This is a genomic window from Pontibacter sp. 13R65, assembly GCF_047525655.1.
Taxonomy (GTDB): Bacteria; Bacteroidota; Bacteroidia; order Cytophagales; family Hymenobacteraceae; genus Pontibacter.
The window spans coordinates 123027-149746 of the sequence record NZ_JBLIQL010000006.1 but is presented as its reverse complement, the minus strand read 5'-3'; the positions used below and the strand labels follow the sequence as shown (position 1 = coordinate 149746).

Annotated in this window: 16 protein-coding genes; 8 read left to right on the top strand and 8 right to left on the bottom strand. The window is 44.8% G+C overall.

Translation table 11 applies throughout. From position 1 onward, the window contains the following. The first annotated feature begins 20 nt into the window (after positions 1-20). The 7 genes from ACMA1I_RS09805 to ACMA1I_RS09775 all read left to right on the top strand — a co-directional run bounded on the left by ACMA1I_RS09805 (position 21) and on the right by ACMA1I_RS09775 (position 10992). Positions 21-767, top strand: a complete 747-nt coding sequence (locus ACMA1I_RS09805) for a cytochrome c oxidase subunit 3 (protein ID WP_337068139.1) — start codon at positions 21-23, stop codon at positions 765-767. 67 nt (positions 768-834) lie between these two features. After that, complete coding sequence (locus ACMA1I_RS09800) at positions 835-1182, top strand: cytochrome C oxidase subunit IV family protein (RefSeq protein WP_337068138.1); 348 nt, start codon at positions 835-837, stop codon at positions 1180-1182. 9 nt (positions 1183-1191) lie between these two features. Continuing rightward, on the top strand, positions 1192-1860 hold the full coding sequence (locus ACMA1I_RS09795) for an SCO family protein (RefSeq protein WP_337068137.1): 669 nt from the start codon (positions 1192-1194) through the stop codon (positions 1858-1860). Then, positions 1838-2392 carry a DUF420 domain-containing protein gene (locus ACMA1I_RS09790; RefSeq protein WP_337068136.1) on the top strand — a complete coding sequence of 185 codons (555 nt, stop codon included), beginning with the start codon at positions 1838-1840 and terminating at the stop codon, positions 2390-2392. The genes ACMA1I_RS09795 and ACMA1I_RS09790 overlap by 23 nt, the downstream gene beginning before the upstream one ends. Before the next feature lie 905 nt (positions 2393-3297). Beyond that, complete coding sequence (locus ACMA1I_RS09785; protein ID WP_337068135.1) at positions 3298-6927, top strand: HAMP domain-containing sensor histidine kinase; 3630 nt, start codon at positions 3298-3300, stop codon at positions 6925-6927. Then, complete coding sequence (locus ACMA1I_RS09780; protein WP_337068134.1) at positions 6924-10391, top strand: hypothetical protein; 3468 nt, start codon at positions 6924-6926, stop codon at positions 10389-10391. The genes ACMA1I_RS09785 and ACMA1I_RS09780 overlap by 4 nt, the downstream gene beginning before the upstream one ends. 388 nt (positions 10392-10779) lie before the next feature. Further along, positions 10780-10992: a hypothetical protein gene (locus tag ACMA1I_RS09775; protein WP_337068133.1), complete on the top strand. Its 213-nt coding sequence runs from the start codon at positions 10780-10782 to the stop codon at positions 10990-10992. A gap of 193 nt (positions 10993-11185) precedes the next feature. Here ACMA1I_RS09775 and ilvA read toward each other — a convergent pair whose 3' ends face one another. From ilvA to ACMA1I_RS09740, 7 genes are all read right to left on the bottom strand, one after another. Beyond that, positions 11186-12457, bottom strand: coding sequence for a threonine ammonia-lyase IlvA (gene ilvA, locus ACMA1I_RS09770; RefSeq protein WP_337068132.1), 1272 nt, complete (start codon positions 12455-12457; stop codon positions 11186-11188). A 14-nt stretch (positions 12458-12471) separates the two neighbouring features. Beyond that, the gene (gene ilvC / locus ACMA1I_RS09765; protein ID WP_337068131.1) at positions 12472-13512 is read right to left on the bottom strand and encodes a ketol-acid reductoisomerase; all 1041 of its coding nucleotides are present in this window, start codon (positions 13510-13512) and stop codon (positions 12472-12474) included. A gap of 184 nt (positions 13513-13696) precedes the next feature. Further along, complete coding sequence (gene ilvN / locus ACMA1I_RS09760) at positions 13697-14305, bottom strand: acetolactate synthase small subunit (protein WP_337068130.1); 609 nt, start codon at positions 14303-14305, stop codon at positions 13697-13699. Between the two features lie 27 nt (positions 14306-14332). Next, complete coding sequence (gene ilvB, locus ACMA1I_RS09755; protein ID WP_337068129.1) at positions 14333-16075, bottom strand: biosynthetic-type acetolactate synthase large subunit; 1743 nt, start codon at positions 16073-16075, stop codon at positions 14333-14335. Beyond that, complete coding sequence (gene ilvD / locus ACMA1I_RS09750) at positions 16038-17756, bottom strand: dihydroxy-acid dehydratase (RefSeq protein WP_337068128.1); 1719 nt, start codon at positions 17754-17756, stop codon at positions 16038-16040. Before ilvD ends, ilvB begins: the two co-directional genes overlap by 38 nt. 886 nt (positions 17757-18642) lie before the next feature. Continuing rightward, positions 18643-20448 carry a translational GTPase TypA gene (gene typA, locus ACMA1I_RS09745; RefSeq protein WP_337068127.1) on the bottom strand — a complete coding sequence of 602 codons (1806 nt, stop codon included), beginning with the start codon at positions 20446-20448 and terminating at the stop codon, positions 18643-18645. Positions 20449-20900: 452 nt separating this feature from the next. Then, a complete protein-coding gene (locus ACMA1I_RS09740) occupies positions 20901-22310 on the bottom strand; it encodes a mercuric reductase (RefSeq protein ID WP_337068126.1) in 1410 nt (469 codons plus the stop codon). Positions 22311-22634: 324 nt separating this feature from the next. Between ACMA1I_RS09740 and ACMA1I_RS09735 the strand changes: the two genes are divergently transcribed. Then, positions 22635-23534: a bestrophin family protein gene (locus tag ACMA1I_RS09735; RefSeq protein ID WP_337068125.1), complete on the top strand. Its 900-nt coding sequence runs from the start codon at positions 22635-22637 to the stop codon at positions 23532-23534. A 156-nt stretch (positions 23535-23690) separates the two neighbouring features. Here ACMA1I_RS09735 and ACMA1I_RS09730 read toward each other — a convergent pair whose 3' ends face one another. Further along, entirely contained in the window at positions 23691-25883 is a 2193-nt protein-coding gene (locus ACMA1I_RS09730) for a DnaJ domain-containing protein (protein ID WP_337068124.1), read from the bottom strand. Between the last annotated feature and the right edge of the window lie 837 nt (positions 25884-26720).

Here is a 26720-nt window from a genome sequence, read left to right as displayed (position 1 = left end):
CACGTTTTTATTATATCAATATGTCTACTTCAACTACGCTGGAAGCACCAAATTCAGGTACATGGGACGGTGGCAACGAGCCATTAAAAGCGAGCTATGGAAAACTCATGATGTGGTTTTTCCTGCTGTCAGATGCATTTACTTTTGGCGCGTTTCTGATAGTTTACGGTTTATCACGTCATAAACATTTGCCTTATACAGGTGATCCGGATGCTTTTACTTTTTCAACTCAATGGTGGCCGATTCCAGAGAAAGTCTATAATGCTTTTCCTGGTTTGCATGGAGTAGACCTTCCGCTGGCATTTGTTGCCCTCATGACTATGATCCTCATCCTAAGTTCAGTAACTATGGTACTGGCCGTGGAAGCAGGACATAGAATGGATAAAAATGATGTGCAGAAATGGTTGTTGTGGACTATTTTGTTTGGTAGTATTTTCTTAGGTTGCCAGGCGTGGGAGTGGGCACACTTTATATCAGGAGATGAAACGGGTATGACTTTATCTGATGGTACGCAGATTTTTGGTGCGAACCTAACTGTAAATCAATACGGCCCGCCATTGTTTGCCGATCTCTTCTTCTTTATCACCGGTTTTCATGGTACACACGTATTCTCTGGTGTAGTCCTACTCATTATGATCTTCATTAATACTGTTAATGGTGTATATCAGAAACGTGGACATTACGAGATGGTGGAAAAAGTAGGTTTGTACTGGCACTTTGTAGATTTAGTGTGGGTATTTGTGTTCACCTTCTTCTACCTGATCTAATACCTGAAAAGTAGTTAAAACTAAATAAATAGACTTTTTAGTCGTTCTAAAATAGATACTGATAGTTATGGCAATGCATTCTGATCATTCACACGATTTTGACCATACCGGAGATATTCCGAAGCCGCAAACAAAAGCAATCTGGAGAACCTTCTTTATTCTGGTTGCCCTTACAGCGGTAGAGTTCTTGTTTGCTTTTACAATGGATGCCGGAACACTCCGAAACGCAATATTCATTATCTTAACTGTTTTCAAAGCATTTTATATTGTTGCTGAGTTTATGCACTTAAAGCATGAGACAAAAGCATTAATATGGTCTGTTATGTTGCCAATGGCCCTGGTAGTTTGGTTAATGGTTGCTCTTATTTCAGAAGGAAGTTATTACTTCGATTCTGTGACTAATTACTTTAAATAAACATATAAGATGAATCCTGTAAAGGCACTAATATTAGGTTTCCTATTATTAGTGCCTATTCTTGCTTTTTTATTTATAGGTACTTTTGGTGAACACCATTTTACCTTAAAGCATTATTTCCCTGAAGTAGATGCTCAAGGAGAAATTATGACAAATGCTGCCGGAGACACTGTGTTCAAAAAAATTCCACCTTTTGAATTAACTTCCCAAACAGGGCAGAAAATTTCAGGGGATGATCTGGAAGGCAGTATGTACGTGGTTAATTTCTTTTTTGCCTCTTGCCCAGATGTTTGTAAAAAGATGTCCTCTCAGTTAACTCGGGTGCAGGAGAAATTTCAGGATACTCCAGATGTAAAGCTTGTTTCAATTTCCATTAACCCGGAACATGATACTGTTGAAGTATTGCAGAAATACGCAGACATGTATGGTGCAGATGAAGATAAATGGTACTTCCTGACCGGTGACCGTAAAGAGATTTATTCACTCGCTGAAAAGGGTTTTTACTTGCCGGTGCAGCAGGTGGCTGGGCAGCAAGACTTTATACATAGCGAACGATTTCTTTTGGTAGATAAGAACCGCCGTGTACGCGGAATTTATGACGGAACTGATAGAGAAGATGTGGATAGACTAATATTAGAGATAAACGTTCTGTTGGATGAATACAGTAAAAGTAAATAATCAGGGTACTTCAAATGATAAGAAGTTTCTGATTTTAATTGCCATATTATCTGTGGCAATACCCATTGTAGTGGCTATGTTGTTTTTTATGCCAAAAGAAGGTAGTTCTAAGGTTGATGTATCCTTTCTTCCTGCTTTTCATGCCATTCTTAATTCACTGACCGCTATCGCGCTGGTAATTGGGTTTATCAACATCAGGCGTGGGAATATCCTGAATCACAGGGCTGCTATGTTAACAGCTTTCGGCTTGTCAGCAGTTTTTCTAGTATCCTATGTTACGTACCATTTCTTGGGAGAGCGAACCATTTACGGTGGCGACGGTTTTCTGAAAATTTTCTATTACTTTATTTTGTTAACCCATATTGTGTTAGCGGTAGTAATTGTTCCACTGGTACTGTTATCAGTATATTTTGGCATCACTGATCAAAGATCAAAGCACCGCCGTATTTCTAAATGGACTTTTCCGGTTTGGTTGTATGTGGCCGTAACAGGAGTACTGGTTTATATACTTATTTCACCGTATTATAGTTAAGTACTTCCGGTCTAACGTTCTTTGTTTTCACAAGTTATGGAAAGGAAGGCATGAACCTCTTTATTCGTATTTGCCTCCTGAAGGCCTGTTTTATTAGAATAATTTGAAATTTTACCATTTACCTTTAAGCTGTACCATAAGATGATGGCTATATATAATTCACTGCAAAAGTTTTTAATAATTTTTGGCCTTATACTTACCTTCTCTTTGGGCTCCACCACAGCTTATAGCCAATGTGCTATGTGCCGGGCAACTGTTGAGTCTAACGTAGGTACCGGTAGCAAGGAGCCAGAATCTGATGTAGGATCAGGTCTAAATACCGGAATTCTTTACCTTATGATTATCCCTTATCTGTTAGTAGGAACAGTGGGCTTGCTGTGGTATAAAAGCAGCCGTAAAAAGAATAGCTAAATCTGTCTGGTTAGTAGCTTGCTAACAGCCCTCTTTGTGAAGTATTGGCTTGGGTATTACTTTTCCCACCGAACCTCTATTATTAACCTGATGCGCTAGCATTGCCTGGTTTATAAATTTATTTGCAGCTAAAGTTAGGTTATAAACGTGTAAAATAACTATAGCTTGTAAATTGAAGATTGGTGTTATACTATTTTTTAATAGGCCTCCTCACCTAGTAACTTGAGTATGACATCCTGCAATATTTTTGTATCCGCGCCTTTTAAATTAGATACCTCCGTGTCTTGATGCTCTCCAATACTATTCTGGCACTAAATTCGATCGTAGTTATAGCGGCAAGTAAGGAGTTCCTTTAAAGGAATAGCACTTCTGTGTCGTTTTACTTATTTTCGTAGATAAACTAATCTGCTTTGAATCGAAAGGTTACGCCTGTCCTTTTACTAATCCTAGCGTTGTTGTGCTTTTTAGCTACGGCTGCGTTACATTTCAATTTCTTGTTATCAAAGCCAACTGGTAACTACGAATCTGTGGTGGAGACTATTGGTGAGCAGGTAGAAGCTAGTATTGAGGCTGCTCACGACGATGCCATGCTGGTTGGAAAACAACTAGAGCAGCATACTTTGTCTTTTTCCAGGTTATTGGGCCAAACCAATTATCCGACTTTTGTTTACAGTAACGATCGGTTGGTTTTCTGGTCAGACCATACCATTATTCCTGATCTAGATTATCCTCCGAAAACAAAAAGGCCTATAACAGTTCGAAATGCGTATGGTGCTTTTATTGTGGTACCTCATCAGGTTCGAAGTTATAATATCCTGGTGTTTATTCCTCTCCAGATCGATTACCGAATAAGTAATGACTACCTTTCTTCGGGGCTTCAGAAAAACATATTTGGCAACATTACAGCTGCTTTAGTGCTAGAGCCTTTGCCTCAATTGCCTAAGGTTTCCACAGCAGACGGCGAGTTTTTGTTTTCGCTTGATTTTGGTGTTGCCAGAACAGAAGCCGGATCAAGTATATTGGAATTCATGCTTTTCTCTGCGGGCTGCTTATTGTTTATATTATTTGCTTTGGCAAGAGCCAGAGCATTAATTCGTAAAGGCAGGTTTAATGAAGGAGTGTTCCTGCTGCTGCTCTTGCTTTTAGTATTCAGGGTGCTCCTGCTTTTCCTCAACCTGCCTTTTAGCCTTGCCGATATTGAGTTATTCGACCCTCGGGTTTATGCAGCTTCTTTTTGGTCGCCGTCGGTAGGAGATATGGCCATTAACATGCTTTTGCTCGGTGTAGTAGCCTGGGCAGCGGCTTACTTATTTAAAAAGAATGAAGTTACCCGGCAGTTAAAGTTATTGAAAAAAGGAAAAGTGAGGCAGCTACTAGTTGGCTGCTTCTGTGCATTCTTTTTGCTGCTCGCCATACTTTACCAATTTTATTACGGCATTTATCATAACTCTCCGCTGGTGCTCGATATTAGCCAGTCCTTAGAGTTTACTAAGTATAAAATTATTATTTACGGTGTCATGTTTTTGCACACCGTTTCTCTGTGCGTATTTACTTACATTCTGGCTACAGTAGTTTCTGTATTATTGCAGCTGGAAGAGAAAATATGGGTTTATAAAGTATTGGGTGCAATTGCTCTGGGGCTATTTGTATTTACCCTTTGGTTAACACCGCACCTGAGCGGGCTTGTGCTAATCGGTGTCTGCTTCTGGTTGCTCGTTGTTATGTCCGCACAATACCGGCATGCAGTCAGCTTTCCGTACAGGAGCTATTTGTTTATCTTTATTATTATTTCCATTAGCGCCTTAACAGGTGCTACGGCTATTTATACCCATTACCAGAATGAGCTGAAAGAGTATAAACAAAAGTTTGGTCGTACCATTCTGGAAGAGAATGATGTATTGGGCGAATATCTTTTGGAGGATGTGGCGGCTAAAATTGCTGCTGATCCGCTTATACAACTTAAAATGAAGGGTCCTTATGTAGATCCTTATTTTATCAGAAGAAAAATTTCCAAGCAGTACCTTCGAGATTATTTTGATAAATATGAGACCAATGTACTGCTTTTCGATAGCGATGGGCTAGCCTTAGAAAGTGCAGACAGTGCCGTGCCAACCCTGCAGGAATTATTAGCCAAATACGATACGCCTCAAACCAGAACCGAACATAGAAACTTGTTCCTGGTGCGTGAGCCTGGCAAATTTAATACCCGTACTTACCTGAAGGTAATTCCTGTTCCTATCAATAACTGGCAGAGGGGCACCATTATTCTGCAGCTCAGTCTCAAGAGGTTGCTGCCTAATAGTGTGGTGCCGGAACTTCTGGTAGACCAGAAACACAACCAGCCGTTTCGGGCAGACAGGTTGAGTTATGCTTTGTATGATAATGGCAAATTAAGCTATAGTGAAGGAGAATATGATTATGCCACCAACTTTAGTAAACCGCTGCTAAACAGAAGTGAGCTTTACAGGAAAGGCACAACCAACGATGGTTATCATCATGTTGGCATTCGCAACGAAAAGGTGCAGGAGCAGGTGCTGGTTATTACTACTGAACAGTACGGAGGAAGAGAACTACTATCTAATTTCTCCTTTCTGTTCCTGTTTTTTACCGCAGGTGTAATTATATGCGTGTTAGTGGGGCTGTTGCTGCAGCGTCGTCGTTTTAAGGCGTATAGCCCCAATTTCAGTACTAAAATTCAGATTTTCCTGAACTTCGGTATTTTACTGCCGCTGTTGCTGGTTAGTCTTGTTACGGCAAGCTTAGTAACTGCATCTTATCGAAAAGACCTGATGCGCTCTTATGAGCAAAGGGGCGAAGCGATTCAACAAAACCTCAGAAGGGTGCTGAACCGGGACCTGATGGTGCAGAAGAACTGGCTATTGCGGCATGTGCTGGAAGTGGCTTCCATTTCGGAAGCGGATGTAAATGTTTACAACCGCCATGGTAGGTTGCTGGTAACCAGCCAGCCTCTCATTTTTGAAGCAGGTTTGCTTTCGCAGTTGATTAACCCGGAGGCTTTTGCGGCTATTTCCGAGAGGCAGGCGCTGCGGGTGCTCTTAGATGAGCAGGCAGGTAACCTCACTTTTAACGCTGTATACCTGCCACTCCACGAAGGAGAAAAGTCTGACCAGATTGCAGGTTTTATAGGCATCCCGTTTTTTAATTCAGAGAAACAGCTCGACCTGAAGCTGATTGAATTAATTACTACCATCATGAACATTTTTACAGTAATGTTTATGATGTTTATCGTGCTTACATTTTTTGCTTCCAGGGCACTAACTGTACCCCTTCGTATGTTGGCTAATAAGCTAAAGCAAACGTCTTTAACCGGAAAAAACGAAATGCTTGCTTATGAAGGCGCTGACGAAATAGGAATGCTGGTGCAAGAGTACAACAGAATGCTACTGACACTGGAGCAGAACAAGATAGAACTGGCCATGCGCGAGAAGGAAGCGGCGTGGCGTGAGATGGCGCGGCAAGTGGCACACGAAATCAAAAATCCGCTTACTCCTATGAAGCTCTCGCTGCAGTACCTGCAAAAAGCCATAGCCGAGAAAAAGCCAAATACTGAGCAACTCATCGATAAGATTTCGCATACCCTTATTACTCAGATAAATATACTAAGCGACATAGCTACGTCGTTTTCTAATTTTACCTCCATGCCAGAACCAAAGGCCGAGCTGATGGATATGGCGGAAGCATTGCGCAAAGCAGTAGACCTGCACCACGACACGGCTACAGCAACTGTTACCACAGCTATACCTGGCCATCCAGTTATGGTGATGGCAGATGAAAGCCTGATGGTGCGGTGCTTCAACAACCTACTACTGAATGCTATTCAGGCTGTTCCTACAAACAGGCAACCACAATTACGGGTATCTCTGGAGACACAACCTGAAAATAAAGTTTTAATTTCCATACAAGACAATGGGAACGGCATTCCGGCAGAAATCCGGAACAGGGTGTTTATTCCAAATTTCAGTACCAAGTATTCTGGGTCGGGTATAGGATTGGCTGTGGCTAAAAAGGGAATAGAAAATGCAGGCGGAAGTATCTGGTTTGAGACGGAGGAAGAAAAAGGCACTACATTTTTTATACTATTACCCTTGGCACAGCCAATATGAGGCAGCTGTACCTTATACTATTCTTTTTCAGTTTTAGCTTACCTGTACTGGCACAGGCACCGGTCAGTAACAAGCGCTGTGTCCGGATACCTGTATCCGCTGACCCTGTCGTACTCGATACCCTCACACTGCTACCCTCTTCCGTTGCTTTTGTAGGCGCCCGAAACAAAGAATACGAATTCGATTACAATTTTTCTACCAACGAGTTTAAACTCACCAAGGTACCTGTTCCTGATTCAGCAGGTGCCAGGAATGCCGATTCGGTATTGGTCTGTTTTAGGGTAATGTCGCTTAACCTGACGAAGCCAGCATACAAAAGAGACATTGCCAAATTAGATGTAAGCTCGTTTAAAGACAATTTTTACCAGGAGGACTTTGCTACCCGCGAAGAAATATTTAAGACTCCAGGACTGAACAAGACTGGTAGCATTTCGAGGGGAATCTCGTTTGGAAATACACAAAACGTGTTTGTCAACTCTGCGCTTAACCTGCAACTAGATGGTAAGTTAACCGATGACATTAGTATTACGGCAGCCATTACAGATCAGAATATTCCTTTTCAGCCGGAGGGCAACACCCAGCAACTGCAGGAGTTCGACCGGGTATACATTACCCTGAAACACAAGCAATGGCAGCTCACTGCCGGCGACGTGGTATTGCAAAGCCGACCTTCTTATTTTCTGCAGTACTACAAAAATGTGCAGGGAGCGGCCTTTGAGGCCATAACGGGAAAGTCGGCAGAGCGACAAGGTATTACTACGGTGGCCGCTTCGGTGTCTAAGGGTAAGTTTGCATCTCAAACGGTGCAGGCATTGGAAGGGGTGCAGGGGCCATACCGCCTGCGCGGACCTAACAACGAGCGCTTTATTATTGTACTCGCCAACTCTGAGCGGGTGTTTCTGGATGGGAAGCTGCTAACCAGAGGATTTGATTTTGACTATACCATAGATTATAATCAGGCAGAGATTACCTTTACAACCCGCCATGTCATTACCAAAAACAGCCGTTTAAAAATAGATTTTGAATATTCCGACATGAACTACAGCCGGGGCATCTACAACTTGAGCCACTACCAGAAATGGGGCAAGCTTAAGGTGTATGGTAACTACTACAATGAGTCTGATAACCCGAATAACCTCCTGAACCTGGACCTCCGCGATGATGATAAGCGCCTGCTGGCAAGTATTGGCGATAGTTTGAACATGGCTGTTATTCCGGGTGCCATTGAAGTGCCATTTGATGCGAACCAAGTATTATATTCTCGCCTCGATACAACTTTTAATGAAGGGCAAGGTGTGGCTACCATTTACCGCTACTCCAATAATCCGGATTCTGCCAGGTTTAATGTGCGCTTTACAGAAGTGGGCCCCAATGCAGGCGATTATGTTGCAGCAAATTCCACGGTTAATGGCCGGGTATACACCTGGGTGGCTCCTGTAAATGGGGTGCCCCAGGGTAGCTACGCGCCTGTCCGGATTCTGCCCACCCCGCGTAAAAAGCAGCTTGTTAACCTGGGTGCATCTTATGAATTGCAGAAAGGCATCAACTTTTTTGTGGAAGGTGCCGTGTCTGAAAATGACCTCAACCGGTTTTCTAAGCTCGACTCGCCCGATGACCAGGGAAAGGCAGTACGGGTGGGATATACTGTGCAGGAGAAGGAAGTATCGGTGCTGGGGCCGTACAAGGTAAACAGCGTGTTGAACTATGAGTTTACAGAAGAAAATTTTCAGCCGATAGACCGGTACAGGCCCATAGAATTTGACCGTGACTGGAGCTTAACAGGCGCAGAAAAGAAAGCGGCAGACCATATTCTGAATTTTTCGGTAGGTGCTACCAAAGATGCACACAACCTGTTCAACTACCGTATTAGCCACCGAAACCGCGATTCGCAGCTAAACGGCATGCAGCACTACCTGGATGTGGTGCAGCGGCTGGGGCGGCTTGACCTGCAAAATAACTTCTTTATGCTCAACAGCGCACAAGGGGAGCGGGAATCTGAGTGGGTTCGGGGTGATGTTGGCATAAAGTACAATACCCGCTGGTTTGTGCCAGGCTATGTGTATCGTTTCGACAAAAACAAAATTACGGCGGCAGGCACCGATGCTGTTATAGGCTCTGCCATGTATTTCGATGAACACCTGGTCTATGTACAGAGCAACGATACGGCCAAAACTAAATTTCGACTCGACTACAGCCATCGCACCGACTTACGTCCTACAGAAAATGGTGCCATGGGCCTGCCCGAGGTAGGACAAACATACAATGGAACGGTGCAAACTAAAATCGGGCAGGAGAACGACCTGGCGCTGCAGGTAACATACCGTAAGCTGGAACTGGCCACGGCCCAGAACGAAGAAACAGTGCAGTCGCGGGTAGATTGGAACGGCAGTTTTTTGGATGGCAGTTTCCGGTCAGAGTTTAGTTACTCTGTTGGCACAGGACGGGAGCTGAAGCGAATCTTTATTTTTAGAGAGACACTGCCGGGGCAGGGAACACACTACATGCGAGAAGGCGGCAACCTCAACGACCTGAACGACTACCTGGAAGCCCAAACAATAGACCAACAGCGGTATATTAAAATATTTCTGCCCACCGATGAGTACATCAACGCCTACACCAACCGCTTTACCTACAGGTTAAACACGGCTGCCCCACGTAACTGGTACAGTCAGAAAAACTGGAAAGGATTGGCCTCTCATTTTTCTGTGCTCACTTTTGTGAGTATCGATAAAAAGACGACCGACGAGAACCTTACCAACCGCTTCAATCCCTTCAGTGAAAATTTTGAAGACGAGTTTCTGATATCGTTAGTAAAATCTTTGCGCAACACGTTTTATTTTAACCGCACCAATCCGAAGTATGGCCTAGAATATACCTTTCAGCAGAACCAGCAGAAATCGTTGCTGGCTAATGGGGCCGAAACGCGCAGCCTTGGGAGCCATGCCGTAGTTGGTAGGCTTAACCTGAACGAGGTGCTAGGTTCCAAAGTAAGTGTAGGACAACATGTGCGTGATAACCGGTCGAATTTTCTATCTTCCAAAAACTTTAGAATTGTATCGAAAGAGCTAACCCCGGAGCTAAGCTACCAGCCGGGCACCAAGCTGCGGTTTACAGGAACTTACCAGTATGCGGTGCGCGAAGATGTGCTGCAGACCAATGAGGAGCTACAGCAGGAGGGAACCTTCCATGAACTAGGATTAGAGACAAGGCTAAACCAGGTAAGCAAACGTACATTGGCTGGCACCGTCAAATATGTTAACATCCGGTTCGATGGTGATCAGAACACCTTCGTTGCCTATGAAATTCTGAATGCCCTTCGCCCCGGCAACAACCTTACCTGGTCGTTTAATGTGCAGCAGCGCCTGAGCAATGGCCTTAATATTTCTGTGAACTACGATGGGCGCAAAGCCAATGGAGTAGGAGCAGTACACACCGGCAGAACGCAGGTGTCGGTCTTATTCTAACTTGCCTAAATGGTAGCTATAGGTATCGAATTATTTTAATAAAAATGTCCTTCCGGAGGTATTCTTGTAGAAAATAGCCAAGGGTCTTCTCCCTAGTTATATTCAATAGCTTTGATTTCTAATTTTTCCATCTGCCACAGTTTTCTTATCTCACGCATATACCCTAGAGCCACATAAGGGAAAAATGACTTTGGAAGGGTAAATTCATTAGAATAATTGCACCTTAAAAGACTAACTATAAGTTGATTAAAAACGTGTTTATGAAAAAAATGCAAAATAAATATATCCTTTCTAAGTATAAGTTCGTAAAGATGAGAAATATACGATAAGCCTATATATAATTTGGTTAAATATCGTATTTATAATAATTAAACTAAAAAAGTAGATCATGAAAAAGTTATTTTTTGCAGTAGCCGTTCTTTTTGGTTCATTCAGTTTGTATTCTTGCGATAATCAAGCTGGAACTGAGAGCGATGCTAATGAAACAGTAATCGATTCAGAAACTAAAGTTTCAGAATATGAAGTGGAAGAAACTGTAGTTGAAACAGATACTACCACCAGAACAGAAACTATCGATGCTGACGCAAATAGAAATCAATAATATTATATTATAGAAATCTTACAAAATTTAACCGGGTGCTTTTGTCTTTATGACGGAAGCACCCGGTTTTTCATTTAAATGAGATCTTGTTTTGGGGCGATTTACTATGTCTGAACTATGTAACCTGTCTTGGGCAAAAAAAAGCCCCGCCCGAAATGAATCAGGCAGGGCTTCTTATTAAAAGCGATTTCTGCTATACGAGCAGGTTCAGGAAGTCCTGTTTGCCGTTCAGGTATTCGTAAGCGAATCCTTCTTCGAGCATTTTCAGCTTAATAGTTTCCACATCGTGCGGATGCTTTACCTCTATGCCTACAAATACAGGGCCTTTCTCCTTATTATTTTTTTTGATGTACTGAAAATGGATGATGTCGTGGTCTGGGTCCAGCACCTTGTTTACAAAGGTCCGTAACGCACCAGGCTTCTGGTTAAAAGTAACCATAAAGTAGTGCTTGAGGCCCTGGTGTTGCATGGCGCGCTCCTTGATATCCTCCATGCGGGTAATATCGTTGTTGCTGCCACTTACTACGCAAACCACATTTTTGCCTTCTATCTGCGAGGCATAACCTTTTAAAGCTGAAATAGAAAGAGTACCTGCTGGTTCCAGCACAATGCCCTCCTCGTTGTACATCTTCAGGATGTCTTCACAAATCTGACCTTCAGGTATAAGCACCACATCGTCGAGTAGCTCACGACAGATCTCAAAGGTGAGCGCTCCCGGGCATTTCACGGCGGCACCATCCACAAAGCTGTCGATCTGGTCAAGCATCAGGCGCTGGTTCTCCTGTATAGAGCGGTACATAGACGGTGCTCCCATTGGTTGCACGCCAATGAGCTTAGTGTGCGGGCTCAGGCGCTTAAACACACTAGACAAGCCTGAAGCTAAACCACCCCCACCAATCGGCATAAAGCAGAAGTCGATGGAGAAAGATGCATCTTTCAAGATTTCCATCCCCACGGTAGCCTGGCCTTCTACAATGGCCATGTCGTCGAAGGGAGGAATAAAGGTGCTGCCACGGCTGTCGCAAAACTCTTTGGCCGCCTTAAAGGTGTCGTCGTAGGTATTGCCGGTAAGCACTACCTCTACCATTTCTTTTCCGAACAGGCGCACTTTGCTCACTTTTTGAGCAGGTGTATTAGAAGGCATAAAGATATAGCCCTTGATTCCTAACAACTGGCAGGCATAAGCAACACCCTGTGCATGGTTGCCGGCGCTGGAGCAAACGATTTCGCGTTCTTTCTCCTCGGTAGCCAAACCGCACATTTTGTTGTACGCGCCCCTAATTTTATAAGACCGTACTACCTGCAGGTCCTCACGCTTCAGGTAAATATTAGCATTGTAATGTTGCGAGAGCGAGAGGTTCTGCAGTAGGGGTGTTTTGTAAATTACACCTTTTAAGTTCTTAGCTGCCTTCTCCACTTTTTCGAGCGAGACGACAGTATCTAAAGGGGCTATAGCTTTATCCATTAATAATTTACTCCTTATTTAGAGCGCAGTTTTCTTACTACAGCTCCTGTTTGCCATAATTCTGACTCACGCAGTTCTTTCAGCTCAGCCTCCAGGTCCTGACGGTACTCTGGGTTAGAACCTCTTTCAATGGTGCGTTGAGCTTCTTTGCCAGAGGCTACGCTATCGTACAATTCGTTCAGAACTGGCAGTGTAGCTTCTCTGAACTTGCCTTTCCAGTCGAGGGCACCACGCTGTGCAGTTACAGAGCAGTTCGCATACATCCAATCCATGCCGTTTTCGCCTACAAGTGGCACAAGGCTTTGCGTTAATTCTTCTACAGTCTCGTTAAATGCCTCAGAAGGAGAGTGTCCGCGCTCACGCAGTACAGCATATTGTGCTTCAATGATACCAGCAAGGGCACCCATCAATACACCACGCTCACCTGTAAGGTCGCTGTATACTTCTTTTTTGAAATCGGTTTCGAACAGGTAACCTGATCCTACGCCAATACCCATGGCAATTGCTTTCTCATAAGCTTTACCAGTAGCATCCTGGAACACAGCAAAAGAAGAGTTTAGGCCACCACCGGCCAGGAATAATCTGCGAAGGCTGGTACCGCTGCCTTTAGGAGCAACCAGGATCACGTCTACATCAGCAGGAGGAATAATGTTGGTATGCTCCTTAAACGTGATGCCGAAGCCATGAGAGAAATAAAGGGTCTTACCAGGAGTAAGTCTTTCCTTGATAGTTGGCCAAACAGCAATTTGTCCGGCATCAGAAAGCAAGTTGCAGATGATCGTGCCTCGCTCTACCGCTTCTTCAATAGAGAATAATGATTCACCTTCAACAAAGCCATCACTTTTAGCTCTATCCCAAGAAGGAGAGTCTTTGCGCTGTCCTACAATAACATTAAATCCATTGTCTCTCATGTTAAGAGCCTGCCCCGGACCTTGTACTCCATAACCGATTACTGCGATTACGTCGTTCTTAAGTACTTCCTGGGCTTTAGAAAGAGGGAATTCGTCACGGGTGATAACTGTTTCGTCTACTCCTCCGAAATTGATAGTTGCCATTCTGATTTTAGCTAGTTAAAAATTGTTTATTTTAAGAGATTCTAGATACTAGATTCTAGATGTTAGACTTTGGTATTAGATTTTGATTTAGAAAAGTGGAATAACGGAAGGAGCTAAAACTCTCTGCCTCTAAGCACTATTCAAAACAAAATCTAGTGTCTAACATTTATAATCTATCATCTTTTTACATAGTAAACACTTTGTCGCGGCTGTTGAGGTACTCGTTTTCGATTACTTCGTGGCCTGGTTCTTTGCGTTCAAACTCGCGCAGCTTTCTGTTAAACCCTTCGCTGTCTTTTATGATGGCGATGCGGGCACTGCGTACAAATTCAATCAGGCCGAAAGGCTGCAGTACCTTTATCAGGTTGTCTGTTTCTTCGCGGTGGCCGGTTGTTTCAAACACTGTATAGTCTTTCCGAATCACCACGGCACGGGCACCGTTCTCACGAAGCAGGCGCTCCACCAGGGCTTTTTCGGCAATAATATCGGTAGGCACCTTGTACAGCGCCATTTCCTGCCAGATCACATCGTCGTTGGTGTTGTAGTATACTTTTAGTACTTCCACTTGCTTTTCGATCTGGCTGGCAAGTTTGCGAACGACCTCCTCTGTTTCCTGAATCACGATATTGAAACGGTGTATTCCTTCGATTTCAGAAGGAGAAGTGTTCAGGGAGTCGATATTGAGCTTACGACGGGAGAAAATAGTAGCAATGCGATTAAGCAAGCCAATGGTATTCTCCGTGTAAACTGTGATGTTATATTCCTGCCTGTCTATTTGCTGTTGATTACTCATAATTTGTTTTCTTCTGTGAATGGAAGATTACTTCAGCCTGATCTCGCTTACGCTGCATCCTTGCGGTACCATCGGGAACACATTATTCTCTTTGGTTACCATCACTTCGAGTAAGAAAGATCCCTGGTGAGTCAGCATTTCGGCCAATGCACCTTGCAGTTCTTCCCTTTTAGAGATGCTTTTGCCGGCAATGCCGTACCCGCTGGCTACTGTTACAAAGTTAGGGCTGGTGATATCCACAAAAGAATAGCGTCTTTCGTGGAAAAGCTCCTGCCACTGCCTTACCATACCCAGGAACTGGTTGTTCAGGATCAGTATTTTTACATCTACGCCGCTCTGCATAATGGTGCCCAGTTCCTGCAAAGTCATCTGGAAACCACCGTCGCCTATTACAGCCACTACAGTTTTGTCCTGAGCACCGAATTTAGCGCCTATGGCAGCAGGCAGGGCAAAGCCCATGGTGCCTAAACCACCGCTGGTAATGTTGCTGCGCGTATTATTCAGTTTAGCATAACGGCAAGCCACCATCTGGTGCTGGCCAACATCGGTTACTATAATGGCCTCACCTTTTGTCTGTTCGTTCAGTTGCTGAATAACCTCGCCCATCGTCATTTCTTCTGAGGTAGGGAAGAGTTCGTCTTGAATTACAGCGTCTATTTCCTGCTTTTCGTATTCCCTGAACTTCTGAAGCCATTCGGTGTGCTGTTTTGGCTCAATGAGCTCAGTAAGCAATGGCAATGTTTCTTTGCAATCTCCCCACACTGGCACAGTTGTCTTCACATTTTTATCGATCTCAGAAGGATCAATGTCGAAGTGAATAACTTTGGCTTGTTTGGCATATTTATCTAATCGGCCGGTTACGCGGTCATCAAAACGCATACCAATGGCAATCAGCACATCGCACTCGTTTGTGAGCACATTGGGGCCATAGTTGCCGTGCATGCCGAGCATACCTACGTTCTGTGGATGGTCACTTGGCAGAGAGCCTGCGCCCATTATAGTCCAGGCAGCCGGTATGCCACTTTTCTCTATAAATGCTTTAAATTCTTGCTCAGCTGAGCCTAACATAATGCCCTGACCCCACAGCACAAAAGGCTTTTGGGCTGCGTTTATCACTTCTGCTGCCTGCTCTATATATTCTTTTCGCACAATAGGCTTTGGACGGTAGCTGCGCACATGGTCGCAGCGGTTGTAGCCTTTGTACTCAAATTTCTGGAGCTGCGCGTTTTTGGCAATATCAATCAGCACAGGTCCCGGACGACCGCTTTTGGCAAAGTAAAAGGCCTTTGCCAGTACTTCCGGAATCTCGTTGGCATCGGTAATCTGGTAGTTCCATTTGGTAACCGGAGCCGAGATGCTGATTACGTCTGCTTCCTGAAAGGCATCGGTTCCCAGCAAGTGCGCAAACACCTGCCCTGTAATACAAACCAGTGGCGTGCTGTCTATCTGTGCATCGGCCAAGCCTGTAATTAGGTTGGTGGCGCCGGGGCCACTGGTGGCAAACACAACGCCCACCTTGCCAGAGGAGCGGGCATAACCCTGGCCGGCATGTATACCGCCCTGCTCGTGGCGCACCAGCACGTGGTTCACCTTATCCTGGTAATCATAAAGAGCATCGTAAATGGGCATGATAGCGCCACCCGGATAACCGAATATAGTATCTACTCCTTCTGCCAGGAGTATTTTTATAAGTGCTTCACTACCTGAGATAGTTTCTGCTACTTGTTCTTCTTTAAGCAATTCCGGAGCTTGTTTCTCTCTCGTTAACATAAGCTTCTTCTAAATCTGTAATACATCCGTTACTCGCATCGCTCACTGTTCTACGATATTTCAGCAGCACACCCTGTGTCACGTTTGGTGCCGGTCTGCTCCATTTGTCGCGGCGCAGACTCAGCAGCGCGTCGTCTACCATCATATGAATAGAGTTGGTAGTGGCATCCAGCACAATCCAGTCTCCGTCTTCTACCAAGGCAATGTTACCTCCGTCGTAAGCCTCTGGCGTTACGTGGCCTATTACAAAACCGTGCGTTCCCCCTGAAAAGCGACCATCTGTAATCAAGGCTACTTTATCGCCAAGGCCTGCGCCCATGATAGCAGAAGTAGGCTTGAGCATTTCTGGCATGCCAGGCCCTCCTTTAGGACCGACATAACGAATAACGACCACGTTGCCAGCCTTTATCTTGCCGTTTACAATACCTTCGTTCAGTTCTTCTTCTGAGTTAAAGACAACCGCTGGTCCTTCGAATCGCTCGCCCTCCTTACCAGATATTTTAGCCACACCGCCTTTAGTGGCCAGGTTGCCGTACAGGATCTGGATATGGCCATCTGGCTTAATAGGGTTAGAAAGCGGACGCAGCAGGTCTTGCTCTTCGCCAAGCGGCTTTACATCAGCAAGGTTCTCTGCTATTGTTTTACCGGTTACTGTTAACAGGTCACCGTTGATCAACCCTTCATTCAGTAAAGTTTTCATAACAGCCGGAACACCACCTACTGCAAACAGGTCTTCCATCAGGTATTTGCCGCTAGGCTTCAGGTCGCCGAGTAATGGTACCCGGTTACTTACCTCCTGAAAATCTTCGAGAGTCAGTCTTATGCCGGCTGCATGTGCAATGGCGATCAGGTGAATAACAGCGTTGGTAGAGCCGCCCAGCACCGTAATCAGCACCATGGCATTTTCGAAGGCTTCTCTTACCAGTATATCTCTTGGTTTGATGTCTTTCTCGAGCAGGAGCTTCAGGTAAGTTCCTGCGTTTAGGCACTCATCGCGCTTCTCCTGGCTAACAGCCGGCAGCGACGAAGAGTAAGGCACCGACATACCCAATGCCTCTGCAGCAGAAGCCATGGTATTGGCAGTATACATACCACCGCAGGCACCAGGACCAGGACAGGCATTTCGGATAATACCTTTATAGTCTTCGTCCGATATCTCGCCGTTCAGCTTTTTGCCGTAGGCTTCGAAGCAAGACACTATGTTGAGTTTATTTTCTTTAAACAAGCCACCTTTAATGGTGCCACCATACACCATCATGCTGGGGCGGTTCAGGCGCGCCATGGCAATAAGGGAGCCAGGCATGTTTTTGTCGCAACCTACCACGCAAGCCAGCGCATCGTAATTATGCGCACCAGCCATGGCCTCTATTGAGTCAGCAATAATCTCACGCGATACCAGCGAATAGCGCATACCGGCTGTTCCGTTGGTAATGCCATCGCTTACACCAATAGTATTAAACCGTAGCCCCACCAAGTCAAGACCAGAGACACCCAGTTTCACATCGTCTGCCAGGTCGTTGAGGTGCATGTTGCAGGTGTTGCCTTCAAAGCCAGTAGAGCAAATGCCTACAAAAGGCTTGCGCAAATCCTGTTCCGACAATCCAGAGCCGATGAGCATAGCCTGCGAAGCAGGGAGGCTGTCGTCTTGTGTATAAATGCGGCTATATTTGTTTAATGCCATTGGTGTATTTTTTAATATGGTTATGTGGTGCAGAACCGGAGTTCCTGATGCTCAGATTCTGCTCTATTTAATGCTACTGATTTAAAGCACTCGTTGAGACAGAAAGTCATAGAGGCCATTTAATCTGTTCACAATTTCAGCGAATTACTCCTGCAAGTGAAATCTTTTTTTTTATTTGACACTATTTCTAAGGTTGCTTGTTGTTTGTCTAATTGATTGATAATTAAGGTATTGAATAATTTGGTTCTACAATCTCTAAGCAAAAAATAGTTATTCATTTAGAGGAACTTTGGGGGTGTTTTCATCCAATTTGTAGTAGCTCAATAGAACAAGGAAGTAAACATGCTGATTCGATGCCGCTGCTGCAGAGCTTTTGGGTATAACATTTTTTAGAAGATTTTGGTTTGCACGCAGCAGATAGAGGTGCTGTGGTGGCTAATCTGCAATGGTGTTCAAACGTCTCAGCTTGACTCCTGAATTATTCTAATGAAAAAGGCCTTCCGGAGCTTTTAGGGTATGCAGGAGGTTTAGGTTTGGATAGTGATTGCTACCCATGATTTAGCCAATGTAAAGTAGCCATGCGGGTAGGGCACTTTTTAATGAGACTACCAGTTGTGCTTCTATAATGTCTTTTCATTATTACAAATTAGATTTGAAAGCAGGTTGCATATTCAGTAGCTATTTGCATGTTGACGTGTTGTTTATTTACTTCAGGAACTTGTAAAGTACTAGCTTGCAAATTTTTGGAGAATAGGGCTCAGCGGAAATGTTGTATCCTGTTAAAAAATGTAGAGAGCTGAAAATTGTAGTTGTTTAGTGCTTATAAACAAAATCCCCCAGCCAACAGAAGTCGACTGGGGGATTTTGTTATACTGAAGTGAAAGACTTAGCCTTCAGACTTCGACATGCGGTTACGCTCGTTTTCGTCGAGGTAAATTTTACGCATGCGGATGCTTTTTGGAGTTATTTCCAGTAGTTCATCCTTCTGAATATATTCCATGGCTTCTTCCAGAGAGAAATTTTTGGCAGGAGCGATTTTTACGTTATTATCAGAACCGGAAGCACGCATGTTGGTCAGCTTCTTGCCTTTTTGAATGTTAACGGTGATGTCGTTCTGGCGGCTATGCTCTCCGATTACCTGGCCCATATACACATCTACACCCGGATCAACAAAGAATGAACCGCGATCCTGAAGTTTATCGATAGAATAAGCAGTTCCAGGGCCTGTTTCCATAGAAATGATAGAACCGTTGATGCGGCCTGGTATGTTGCCTTTGTGTGGCTCATACTGGCTGAAACGGTGATTCATGATGGCCTCACCTGCTGTAGCAGTCAGGATGTTGTTACGCAGGCCAATAAGACCACGCGCCGGAATGTTGAACTCCAGGTGCTGCAGGTCTCCCTTAGGCTCCATGATAGTTAACTCACCTTTACGCTGCGTTACCAGTTCAATTACCTTACCGGCAGTTTCTTCTGGTACATCTACTACCATGTGCTCTATTGGCTCACAACGAACACCGTCAATTTCTTTATAAATAACCTGTGGCTGACCTACCTGAAGCTCATAACCTTCGCGACGCATAGTCTCGATCAGTACAGACAAGTGAAGAATACCACGACCAAATACAAGGAAGGTATCTTCGCGGTCGGTTTCCTGCACACGCAGGGCCAGGTTTTTCTCAGTCTCTTTGAACAGGCGGTCACGCAGGTGGCGCGATGTCACGAACTTACCTTCTTTTCCGAAGAAAGGAGAGTTGTTGATCGTGAAGAGCATGTTCATAGTTGGCTCATCAATCGAGATACGCTTAAGTGGTTCTGGAGTAACAGGGTCAGCTATGGTATCGCCAATGTCGAAACCTTCGATACCGGTTACAGCGCAAATTTCGCCGGCTGATACCTCAGGAACACTCTTTCTGCCAAGTCCTTCAAAAACCTGAAGTTCAGCTATTTTTCCTTTTTTGATGCTGCCATCAGCTTTGCACAAGCTAATAGGCATGCCTTCTTTAAGTGTGCCACGGTGCACACGACCAATTGCGATACGACCTACAAACGACGAGTAGTCGAGAGAGGTGATCTGCATCTGAGGCGTTCCTTCCAGATAAGGGGCAGCAGGAATAACATCAATAATCGCGTCGAGAAGCGGCGTGATGTTGTCAGTTGGTTTGGTCCAGTCGGTGCTCATCCAGCCTTGCTTAGAAGAGCCGTACAGTGTTGTGAAATCCAACTGGTCTTCTGAGGCTTCGAGGTTAAACATCAGGTCGAACACTTGCTCGTGCACCTCATCAGGACGGCAGTTTTCTTTGTCTACTTTGTTTACCACTACAATTGGCTTCAGGCCAAGTTGAATGGCTTTACCAAGTACGAAGCGAGTTTGCGGCATGGCACCTTCAAAGGCATCTACCAGCAGCAGAACACCATCGGCCATTTTAAGAACGCGCTCTACCTCACCACCAAAGTCGGCGTGACCAGGAGTGTCGATGATGTTTATTTTTACGTCTTTGTAACGAACAGAAACGTTTTTGGAAACGATCGTGATACCGCGTTCGCGTTCCAGGTCATTGTTATCCAGGATCAGGTCATCAAAGTGCTGGTGGTCAGCAAATAGCTTTGAAGCATGAATGATCTTATCCACGAGTGTAGTCTTGCCGTGGTCAACGTGTGCGATAATCGCGATATTTCGAATATTTTGCATTGAATTGAGTTTTCGAGCCGCAAAGGTACATAAAAGGGTTCAGACTTTTAGTAGCTTGCCCGAAATAAACTGATTATGAATTTATTAACTGCTTATTTTACAGCCTTATGGCCGTATTGAGTGTATAACATAGCCGCCCACGAGTTTGTTCAATTTTCTTTTTCAATTGGCTGTTTGGGCATGCAGAGCAGGGGCAGGAGCATATGTGCCAGAATTATTCTAATGAAAACAGCCTTGCAAAGGCTATTTTAGAGGTATACGACACAGGGGTCAAGACACAGGAGAGAAGGAAGTTAAGAACTTCAAACTATTCCATTCCAACATAACTAAAATTTTCAATTTTTTACTTCATCAAATCTCCAACCCAGGAAATAAGCCTATAATACAAATTCTTCTAATGGAATGGACCTTCCGGAGGTATTTATAGGCTTTTGGAGCAAGGGGCAGAAAGTTTACTTCTTTTCCTGGTTTAAGTTCATAAACAGATTGTTGAAAGATTCGATATAGGTAGGGTGCGCGAACATACCTTCCTGCAGCTGTTGGTAGGTAAGCTTACCCATCATAGCAATTTGAAGGGCCGACATAATTTCGCCTCCTTCAGGAGCCAGTATGGCGGCACCCAACAATTGGTCTGTCTCTGCATCGACCAGCACTTTATAAAAACCTTGTGTGTTGCCTGTTTCTATGCCGCGGGCAACTGTTTTCATGTCGAGCTGGGCAATTCTGAATTTTTTTTGCTGCTCCCGGGCCTGCTTTTCGGTAAGGCCGATGCGGCCAAGCTGTGGGTCCGTAAAAACGCAGTAAGGTATTGGCCGCTCATCTGTGCTTCTCGACTTCTGGTGCAGAAACGCATCGCGCAGTATCCTGAAATCGTCGTAAGAGATGTGCGTAAACATGGGGCCACCTTTTACGTCGCCAATAGCATACACGCCCTCGCAGGTTGTGCGCAGGTGTTTGTCTGTTTTGATGTTTCCTTTCTCGTCGGTTTCGATGCCTGCTTTTTGCAGCTGTAGCGTCTGCGTATTGGGTTTTACGCCTACGGCCAGCAGGAGGTGGCTGCCGTGCAACTCCTGCTTCTTACCAGCCGCATCTTTGTAGGTGAGGGTAATATTTTCCTTTTCCTGCTCTTTTACCTGCTGAGGCTCTGCATTAAGTAGTACCTCGATTCCTTCCGAAGTCAGGATCTGTTGCAGGGCTTCTGCTACATCAGGGTCTTCGCGTGAGAGGAGTTGGTTGCTGCGCTGCACAATAGTTACCTTGCTGCCAAAGCGGCTGAACATTTGCCCAAATTCCACGGCAATGTAGCCGCCACCAATTATGACCAGGTGCTTTGGCAGTACAGTTAGCTCCTGAATGGTTTTATGCGTAAGGTACGGCACCTCTTCCAGTCCATCAAGTGCAGGAGTTCTGGGGCTGGCTCCAGTATTGATAATGGTTTTTTCCGCTGTTAGCTGTTGCGTTTTTCCGTCTTCTAAAAGGATCTCGAGCGTGTCTTTATTTAAAAAGGAAGCTTTCCCGAAAATAAGGTCTACGGCCGATTTTTCGAGTCCGGTTTGGCTGCCCTGCCTGAACTGCTTCACCACCGCATCGCGCCTTTCTTTTACAGCCTGCATGTTTACCTGGTTTAGCTTCGCCTCCACACCAAATACGGCTGCCTGCCGCACAGTGTGCGCCACCTGAGCACTTGCAAGCAAGGTTTTGGTAGGAGTGCAGCCGTAGTTTACACACGAACCGCCTACCTTGTCTGCTTCTACTAATGCAACTTTCCAGCCGGCACCGGCTAATTCTTTGGCCAAGGGAGTGCCGCCTTGCCCGGCTCCGATTATTACGGCATCGTATTGTGTTGCTTGTTCTGCTGGCATAATTTGGCTTAAAATGAGTTCTATGCTATACGCAGCAGATGCTTGTTTTGCCGAATTTGCAGGTACATCAGGTCAGCGTTACGCCTTGATGGAGCCTGAACGTTTGCTTTTCGTCTGGTTGAGGCGAATGCCCCTTTTAACTGCAAGGTTACTTGTCCGACAGCCCTCGTACACCATCAATTATTCTAATGAAATAAGCCTTCCGGAGGTATTTAGTAGCGATTCACCCCTAGGGTAGATCAGGCGCTTTTTAATTCAGCAGGCTAATGAGTAGATTTGCGTAGCATTGGGTCTTTTTCTGTTGCCTCTGTTTCATTACTCTGCATGATAAATTATAACCCGAAAGACTGGTTCTTTTTCCTATTCCGGTTTCCGAAGGCCGATACGTTTCGGAAGTTGCTGCCCCTGATGATTGGCGTTAGCTTTTACTCAGGCCTGATTGCTTACCTGGAGCTGAACCACTTAAACCTCGCCGAATCGAACTATATCCGGAATGTGGGACTAATGCATGGGGTGCTGGGGTTCGTTATTTCGCTCCTGCTGGTTTTCCGGACCAATACCGCCTATGACCGCTGGTGGGAGGGGCGCAAGATCTGGGGAAGTTTAACCAACACCAGCCGTAACCTGGCCATTATGCTGCAGGCCATGCTAGAGGAGGAGGCCGACCGCAAATTCTTCAGGCAAACCATTCCGAGTTATGCCTTTGCCCTTAAAAACCTTTTGCGCGAAAACGAAGATTTTCATGAAATTGACCCGGTGCTGGATCTGAAAAAGGAACGCCACCTGCCCAACCAGATTGCCGCCTGCATCTACACAAAAGTAAACGAGCTGCATACCGATGGTAAATTATCTGCTACCCAACTACTCGCCCTCGATACTGAACTAAGAGCCCTTACAAACCATTGTGGTGCCTGTGAGCGCATCAAAAACACGCCAATACCCTTTACCTACAGCGTATTTATTAAGAAATTTATTTTCTTTTTTGTGATGACGCTGCCGATTGGCTGGGTGTTTAGCATGGGCTATTTTGTGATACCGGTGGTGGTACTGATCTTATATGCGTTGGCTAGCCTGGAGCTGATTGCAGAGGAAATTGAAAACCCCTTTGGCACCGATGCCAACGATCTCCCGATAGATCAGATTTGCCACAACATACGCAAGCATGTGGGAGAACTGCTTGACGAGCCTTTAAATGCGCCTGTTACCATAGTTTCGGCAGAGTAAAGGTGGCGCGACGGAATACAAGAAGGGCAGGCGGTTAGAAACACCTGCCCTTCTTGTGAAAATTTAAATGTACCTGGTGCTGTTGGCAATATGCTGTTGCCAGAGAAAATGGGCTTTTCGTTTTTCAGCCAAAAAGGGAGCAGAAGAGTGCCTGCACTAAAAAAAGCTTCTAATTTTTGATATGTTCAGCAACCTGTCTTTTACTACAAAGTTTGCCTTGCTTAATTGTCTGCCATTTTCAGTATAAATTTCTACTCTATGATCTCCTAATACAAACGTGCTTTCTCTGTCGCTTCCCCAGCCAGTTAGGTTTATATACTGTTCCTGCGGTGCATAGCTGATGGTGGCAGCAAAGGAATAGCCCGTAGGAGAAGATTTCGGATTAAAATAAAGTTCTCCATTCGGCTTAATGTATTTTACGAGCACATTGAGTCTACCTGGTTTGTCTGCCAGCATAGTTACTTTTAGCCTGCTGAAAATGTATTTTATATCTTGCTTTATAAAAGAATCAGAAAATACCTCCGGTTGGTTGGAGTTAAAGAAATCGAGCTTCTCTACCATAAAAGGTTGGAGTTTCGCCATCGCTCCAATTTTAGATTTTACGGAGGCCATTTCTTTTGTCAGCTCCTGCTCTTTTAACTGGCCATTTGCCTGCAGGCCTTCCAGGTGTTCTATTTTCCTTTGAAGTTGCTGCTGCTGTTTTTTTTCCAGGTCTAGATCACGCGCTTGCTGAAACAGTGATTTTTTCTGGCTGCTGGTTTCCTGTTCCAGTTCCTGCACTTTCTTCTGCAGGGCCTCCTTCTTAACCTGCTCCTGCTCTAACTCACGGACTTTGGTTTGCAGGTGCTGCTGCTTTTTCGCTTCCTGCTCCAGTTCCTGCACCTTGGCATCGAGAGCGGTTGCTTTGGCCTGTATATCAAGTTCCAGCCCTAGTAGTGTTTTCTGCAGTTCTTTTTTGCTCAAGGTCTCCTGAGCAAGCTCCGTCACTTTATGCTGGATTATGCTTTCCTGGCTATCGGCTTCCAGTTCGAGTGCCTGTATCTTTTGCTGGAGCGTTTGCTTTTGCTTTTCCTGGTCTTCCAGTTCCTCTGTTTGCAGTTGCAGGTGGTGCTGTTGGTTTTGTAATTGCAGTTGCAGGTCTGCTATGTTTTGCAGCAGCGACTCTCTGTGAACAACTTCTGCTTCTTTCTCTTTTACAATTTCCTCTAACTTGCTCTCCTGCTGCTGGGCCTGTAGGTCAAGCTGTTCTATACGCTCCTGTAGCTCCAGTTTCTGCTTTGTTTCTTTCTGCAGCTCATTTATTTTTTGCTGCAGGGTTTTGGTGTGGGTGGTGGCTTCGGTCTCGAGTTCACTTATTCTCGCCTGCAGCACATGGGCCTGAAATGCCTCAGGATCCGATTCACGCAGCTCCTGTATGTCGTGCAACAGATTGTTCTTTCTTTTTTCCGCCTCCTCTTCCTGCTCCTGCAGTTTTCTCTGCAGGTCGAGTTTTGCTTGTTGTTCCTGGGCCAGTTCCTGTTCTTTCGTGTGCAGGAGCTGCTGGTGGGTATGAGCCTGTTGCAGCAGTAGCTGCTCCAGGTCACTTATTTTGGTGCGCTCTGCTGCTGCTTCTTTTTCCAGAGCGTGTAGTTTGTTGTTTAATTCGGCGTGGAGGAGGGCGGCTTGCTGTTCTGCCGCCTGTACCTGTTGCTGGTATTGCTTTGCCTCCGCGTGTGCGAGGGCAAGTGCCGTTGTTTTTTCCTGAGCCAGACGCTGCTGTCCTGCCAGTGCTTTTTCCAGCTCTTCTAGCTGGTTTTTAAGTCCGTTGCGAACCTGTTGGTGTTCCAGCTCCAGGTCGTGTAGCTTTTTCTGCATCTGTTTAGCCACCTCTGCTCCGGATGCTTTTTCGTTTTTAGAGCTGTTGTTTCGAAGACTGGCCACTTCCATTTCAAGCTCCTGCACACGCACCTTCAGCTCGTTGCGATCGGTTTTTACTTCAAACAGGGTTTTTATGAAGTACTCCAGCTCCTGGTTTAAAGACTTCTTCTCTTCCAGGGCAGTAGCGAGCTGCTGGTTTTGTTCACTGATTTTTAGCTCCAGCCGTGAAAGCTGGAATTGCAGGTGCTTCGAGCCAGCGTTGGTGCTGAATTCGGAGGGACTAAATCGCCTGGTATCGTATGTTCGCTTTTTCTCATTGTTAGATAAGATGGCATACGCCTCCTGAATTTCTTTAAAATAATTCTCGAAAAAGCGTTCTCCCTGGTTTAGGTCAGGATGAATTTTTTTAGATAATTTTCGGTAAGCATCTTTAATTTCTACCTGAGATGCAGTTTCTTCTATCCCTAGCAGTAAGTAGTAATTTTTAATCATAAGTATTTAGGCCAGTAATAAGCAATAGTAGGAGGAGCCGGTGTTGAGGCACTCCTGGTGGTGGTGTACAATATCAACTAAATATCACTTTGTTAATGCAGCTTCCATATTGTGCAAATTACGTATTTTTTGTAATGTGTTGCAAAAAACATGATAATATTTATAATAAAATTTATAAATTACTACCATTAAAAATTATCTCTCGTACTATTACTACCATGTGGTGCCTGAGCGAAACATGAGGTTATCCCAAGGCTCTATTAACTAACAATACTATCGAACCTGGTATAGACGGAGATTCAGCAACCAACAGCGATATTGGTGCCAGGTTGTAAATTTACAGGCTATGTTGTAGGTGCCTCACACAATTAGTTTGTTGCATTATATGGGCGAGACTGAAGCCAATAATGCTGTGACTGGATAATGTGCTTAAGTTAAACGCTGATTTTTTTGGCTCAATAGATTTCCGATTTCTGCAGCTCTTATTCGAGCTGCCTTTAAGTATGTACAGGTTTGGGATACCAATTATTCAAATGAAAATAGCCTTTGGGAGGTATTTTTAGGTTAATGACGAAAGGGGGCATACACCACACCCCCGTCAGAACCAGCTTGCAAGATGCTATAGTTACCACGCCCATAAATAACACTTTAGTTCTTTCTTCTGCTTAAATAGTTAACTGTAAGTGTTCTATGAAATGAGCCCGTACGAAATTTTAGCCTGAATAACTGAAGGTGTACGTGCACCATCATCAGTGTTAAGTACTGTTTTAACGATTTGGTAATCTGCGATTCCCTTTTGTAGATTTTTAGTAATATTTAAGTGATTTTCTCTTAACA

Bases quoted from the DNA above. Each gene is read 5' to 3' on its own strand.
- ACMA1I_RS09805 (WP_337068139.1), top strand. From the start codon at position 21: ATGTCTACTTCAACTACGCTGGAAGCACCAAATTCAGGTACATGGGAC.
- ACMA1I_RS09800 (WP_337068138.1), top strand. From the start codon at position 835: ATGGCAATGCATTCTGATCATTCACACGATTTTGACCATACCGGAGAT.
- ACMA1I_RS09795 (WP_337068137.1), top strand. From the start codon at position 1,192: ATGAATCCTGTAAAGGCACTAATATTAGGTTTCCTATTATTAGTGCCT.
- ACMA1I_RS09790 (WP_337068136.1), top strand. From the start codon at position 1,838: ATGAATACAGTAAAAGTAAATAATCAGGGTACTTCAAATGATAAGAAG.
- ACMA1I_RS09780 (WP_337068134.1), top strand. From the start codon at position 6,924: ATGAGGCAGCTGTACCTTATACTATTCTTTTTCAGTTTTAGCTTACCT.
- ACMA1I_RS09775 (WP_337068133.1), top strand. From the start codon at position 10,780: ATGAAAAAGTTATTTTTTGCAGTAGCCGTTCTTTTTGGTTCATTCAGT.
- ilvA (WP_337068132.1), bottom strand. From the start codon at position 12,457: ATGGATAAAGCTATAGCCCCTTTAGATACTGTCGTCTCGCTCGAAAAA.
- ilvC (WP_337068131.1), bottom strand. From the start codon at position 13,512: ATGGCAACTATCAATTTCGGAGGAGTAGACGAAACAGTTATCACCCGT.
- ilvN (WP_337068130.1), bottom strand. From the start codon at position 14,305: ATGAGTAATCAACAGCAAATAGACAGGCAGGAATATAACATCACAGTT.
- ilvB (WP_337068129.1), bottom strand. From the start codon at position 16,075: ATGTTAACGAGAGAGAAACAAGCTCCGGAATTGCTTAAAGAAGAACAA.
- ilvD (WP_337068128.1), bottom strand. From the start codon at position 17,756: ATGGCATTAAACAAATATAGCCGCATTTATACACAAGACGACAGCCTC.
- typA (WP_337068127.1), bottom strand. From the start codon at position 20,448: ATGCAAAATATTCGAAATATCGCGATTATCGCACACGTTGACCACGGC.
- ACMA1I_RS09740 (WP_337068126.1), bottom strand. From the start codon at position 22,310: ATGCCAGCAGAACAAGCAACACAATACGATGCCGTAATAATCGGAGCC.
- ACMA1I_RS09735 (WP_337068125.1), top strand. From the start codon at position 22,635: ATGATAAATTATAACCCGAAAGACTGGTTCTTTTTCCTATTCCGGTTT.
- ACMA1I_RS09730 (WP_337068124.1), bottom strand. From the start codon at position 25,883: ATGATTAAAAATTACTACTTACTGCTAGGGATAGAAGAAACTGCATCT.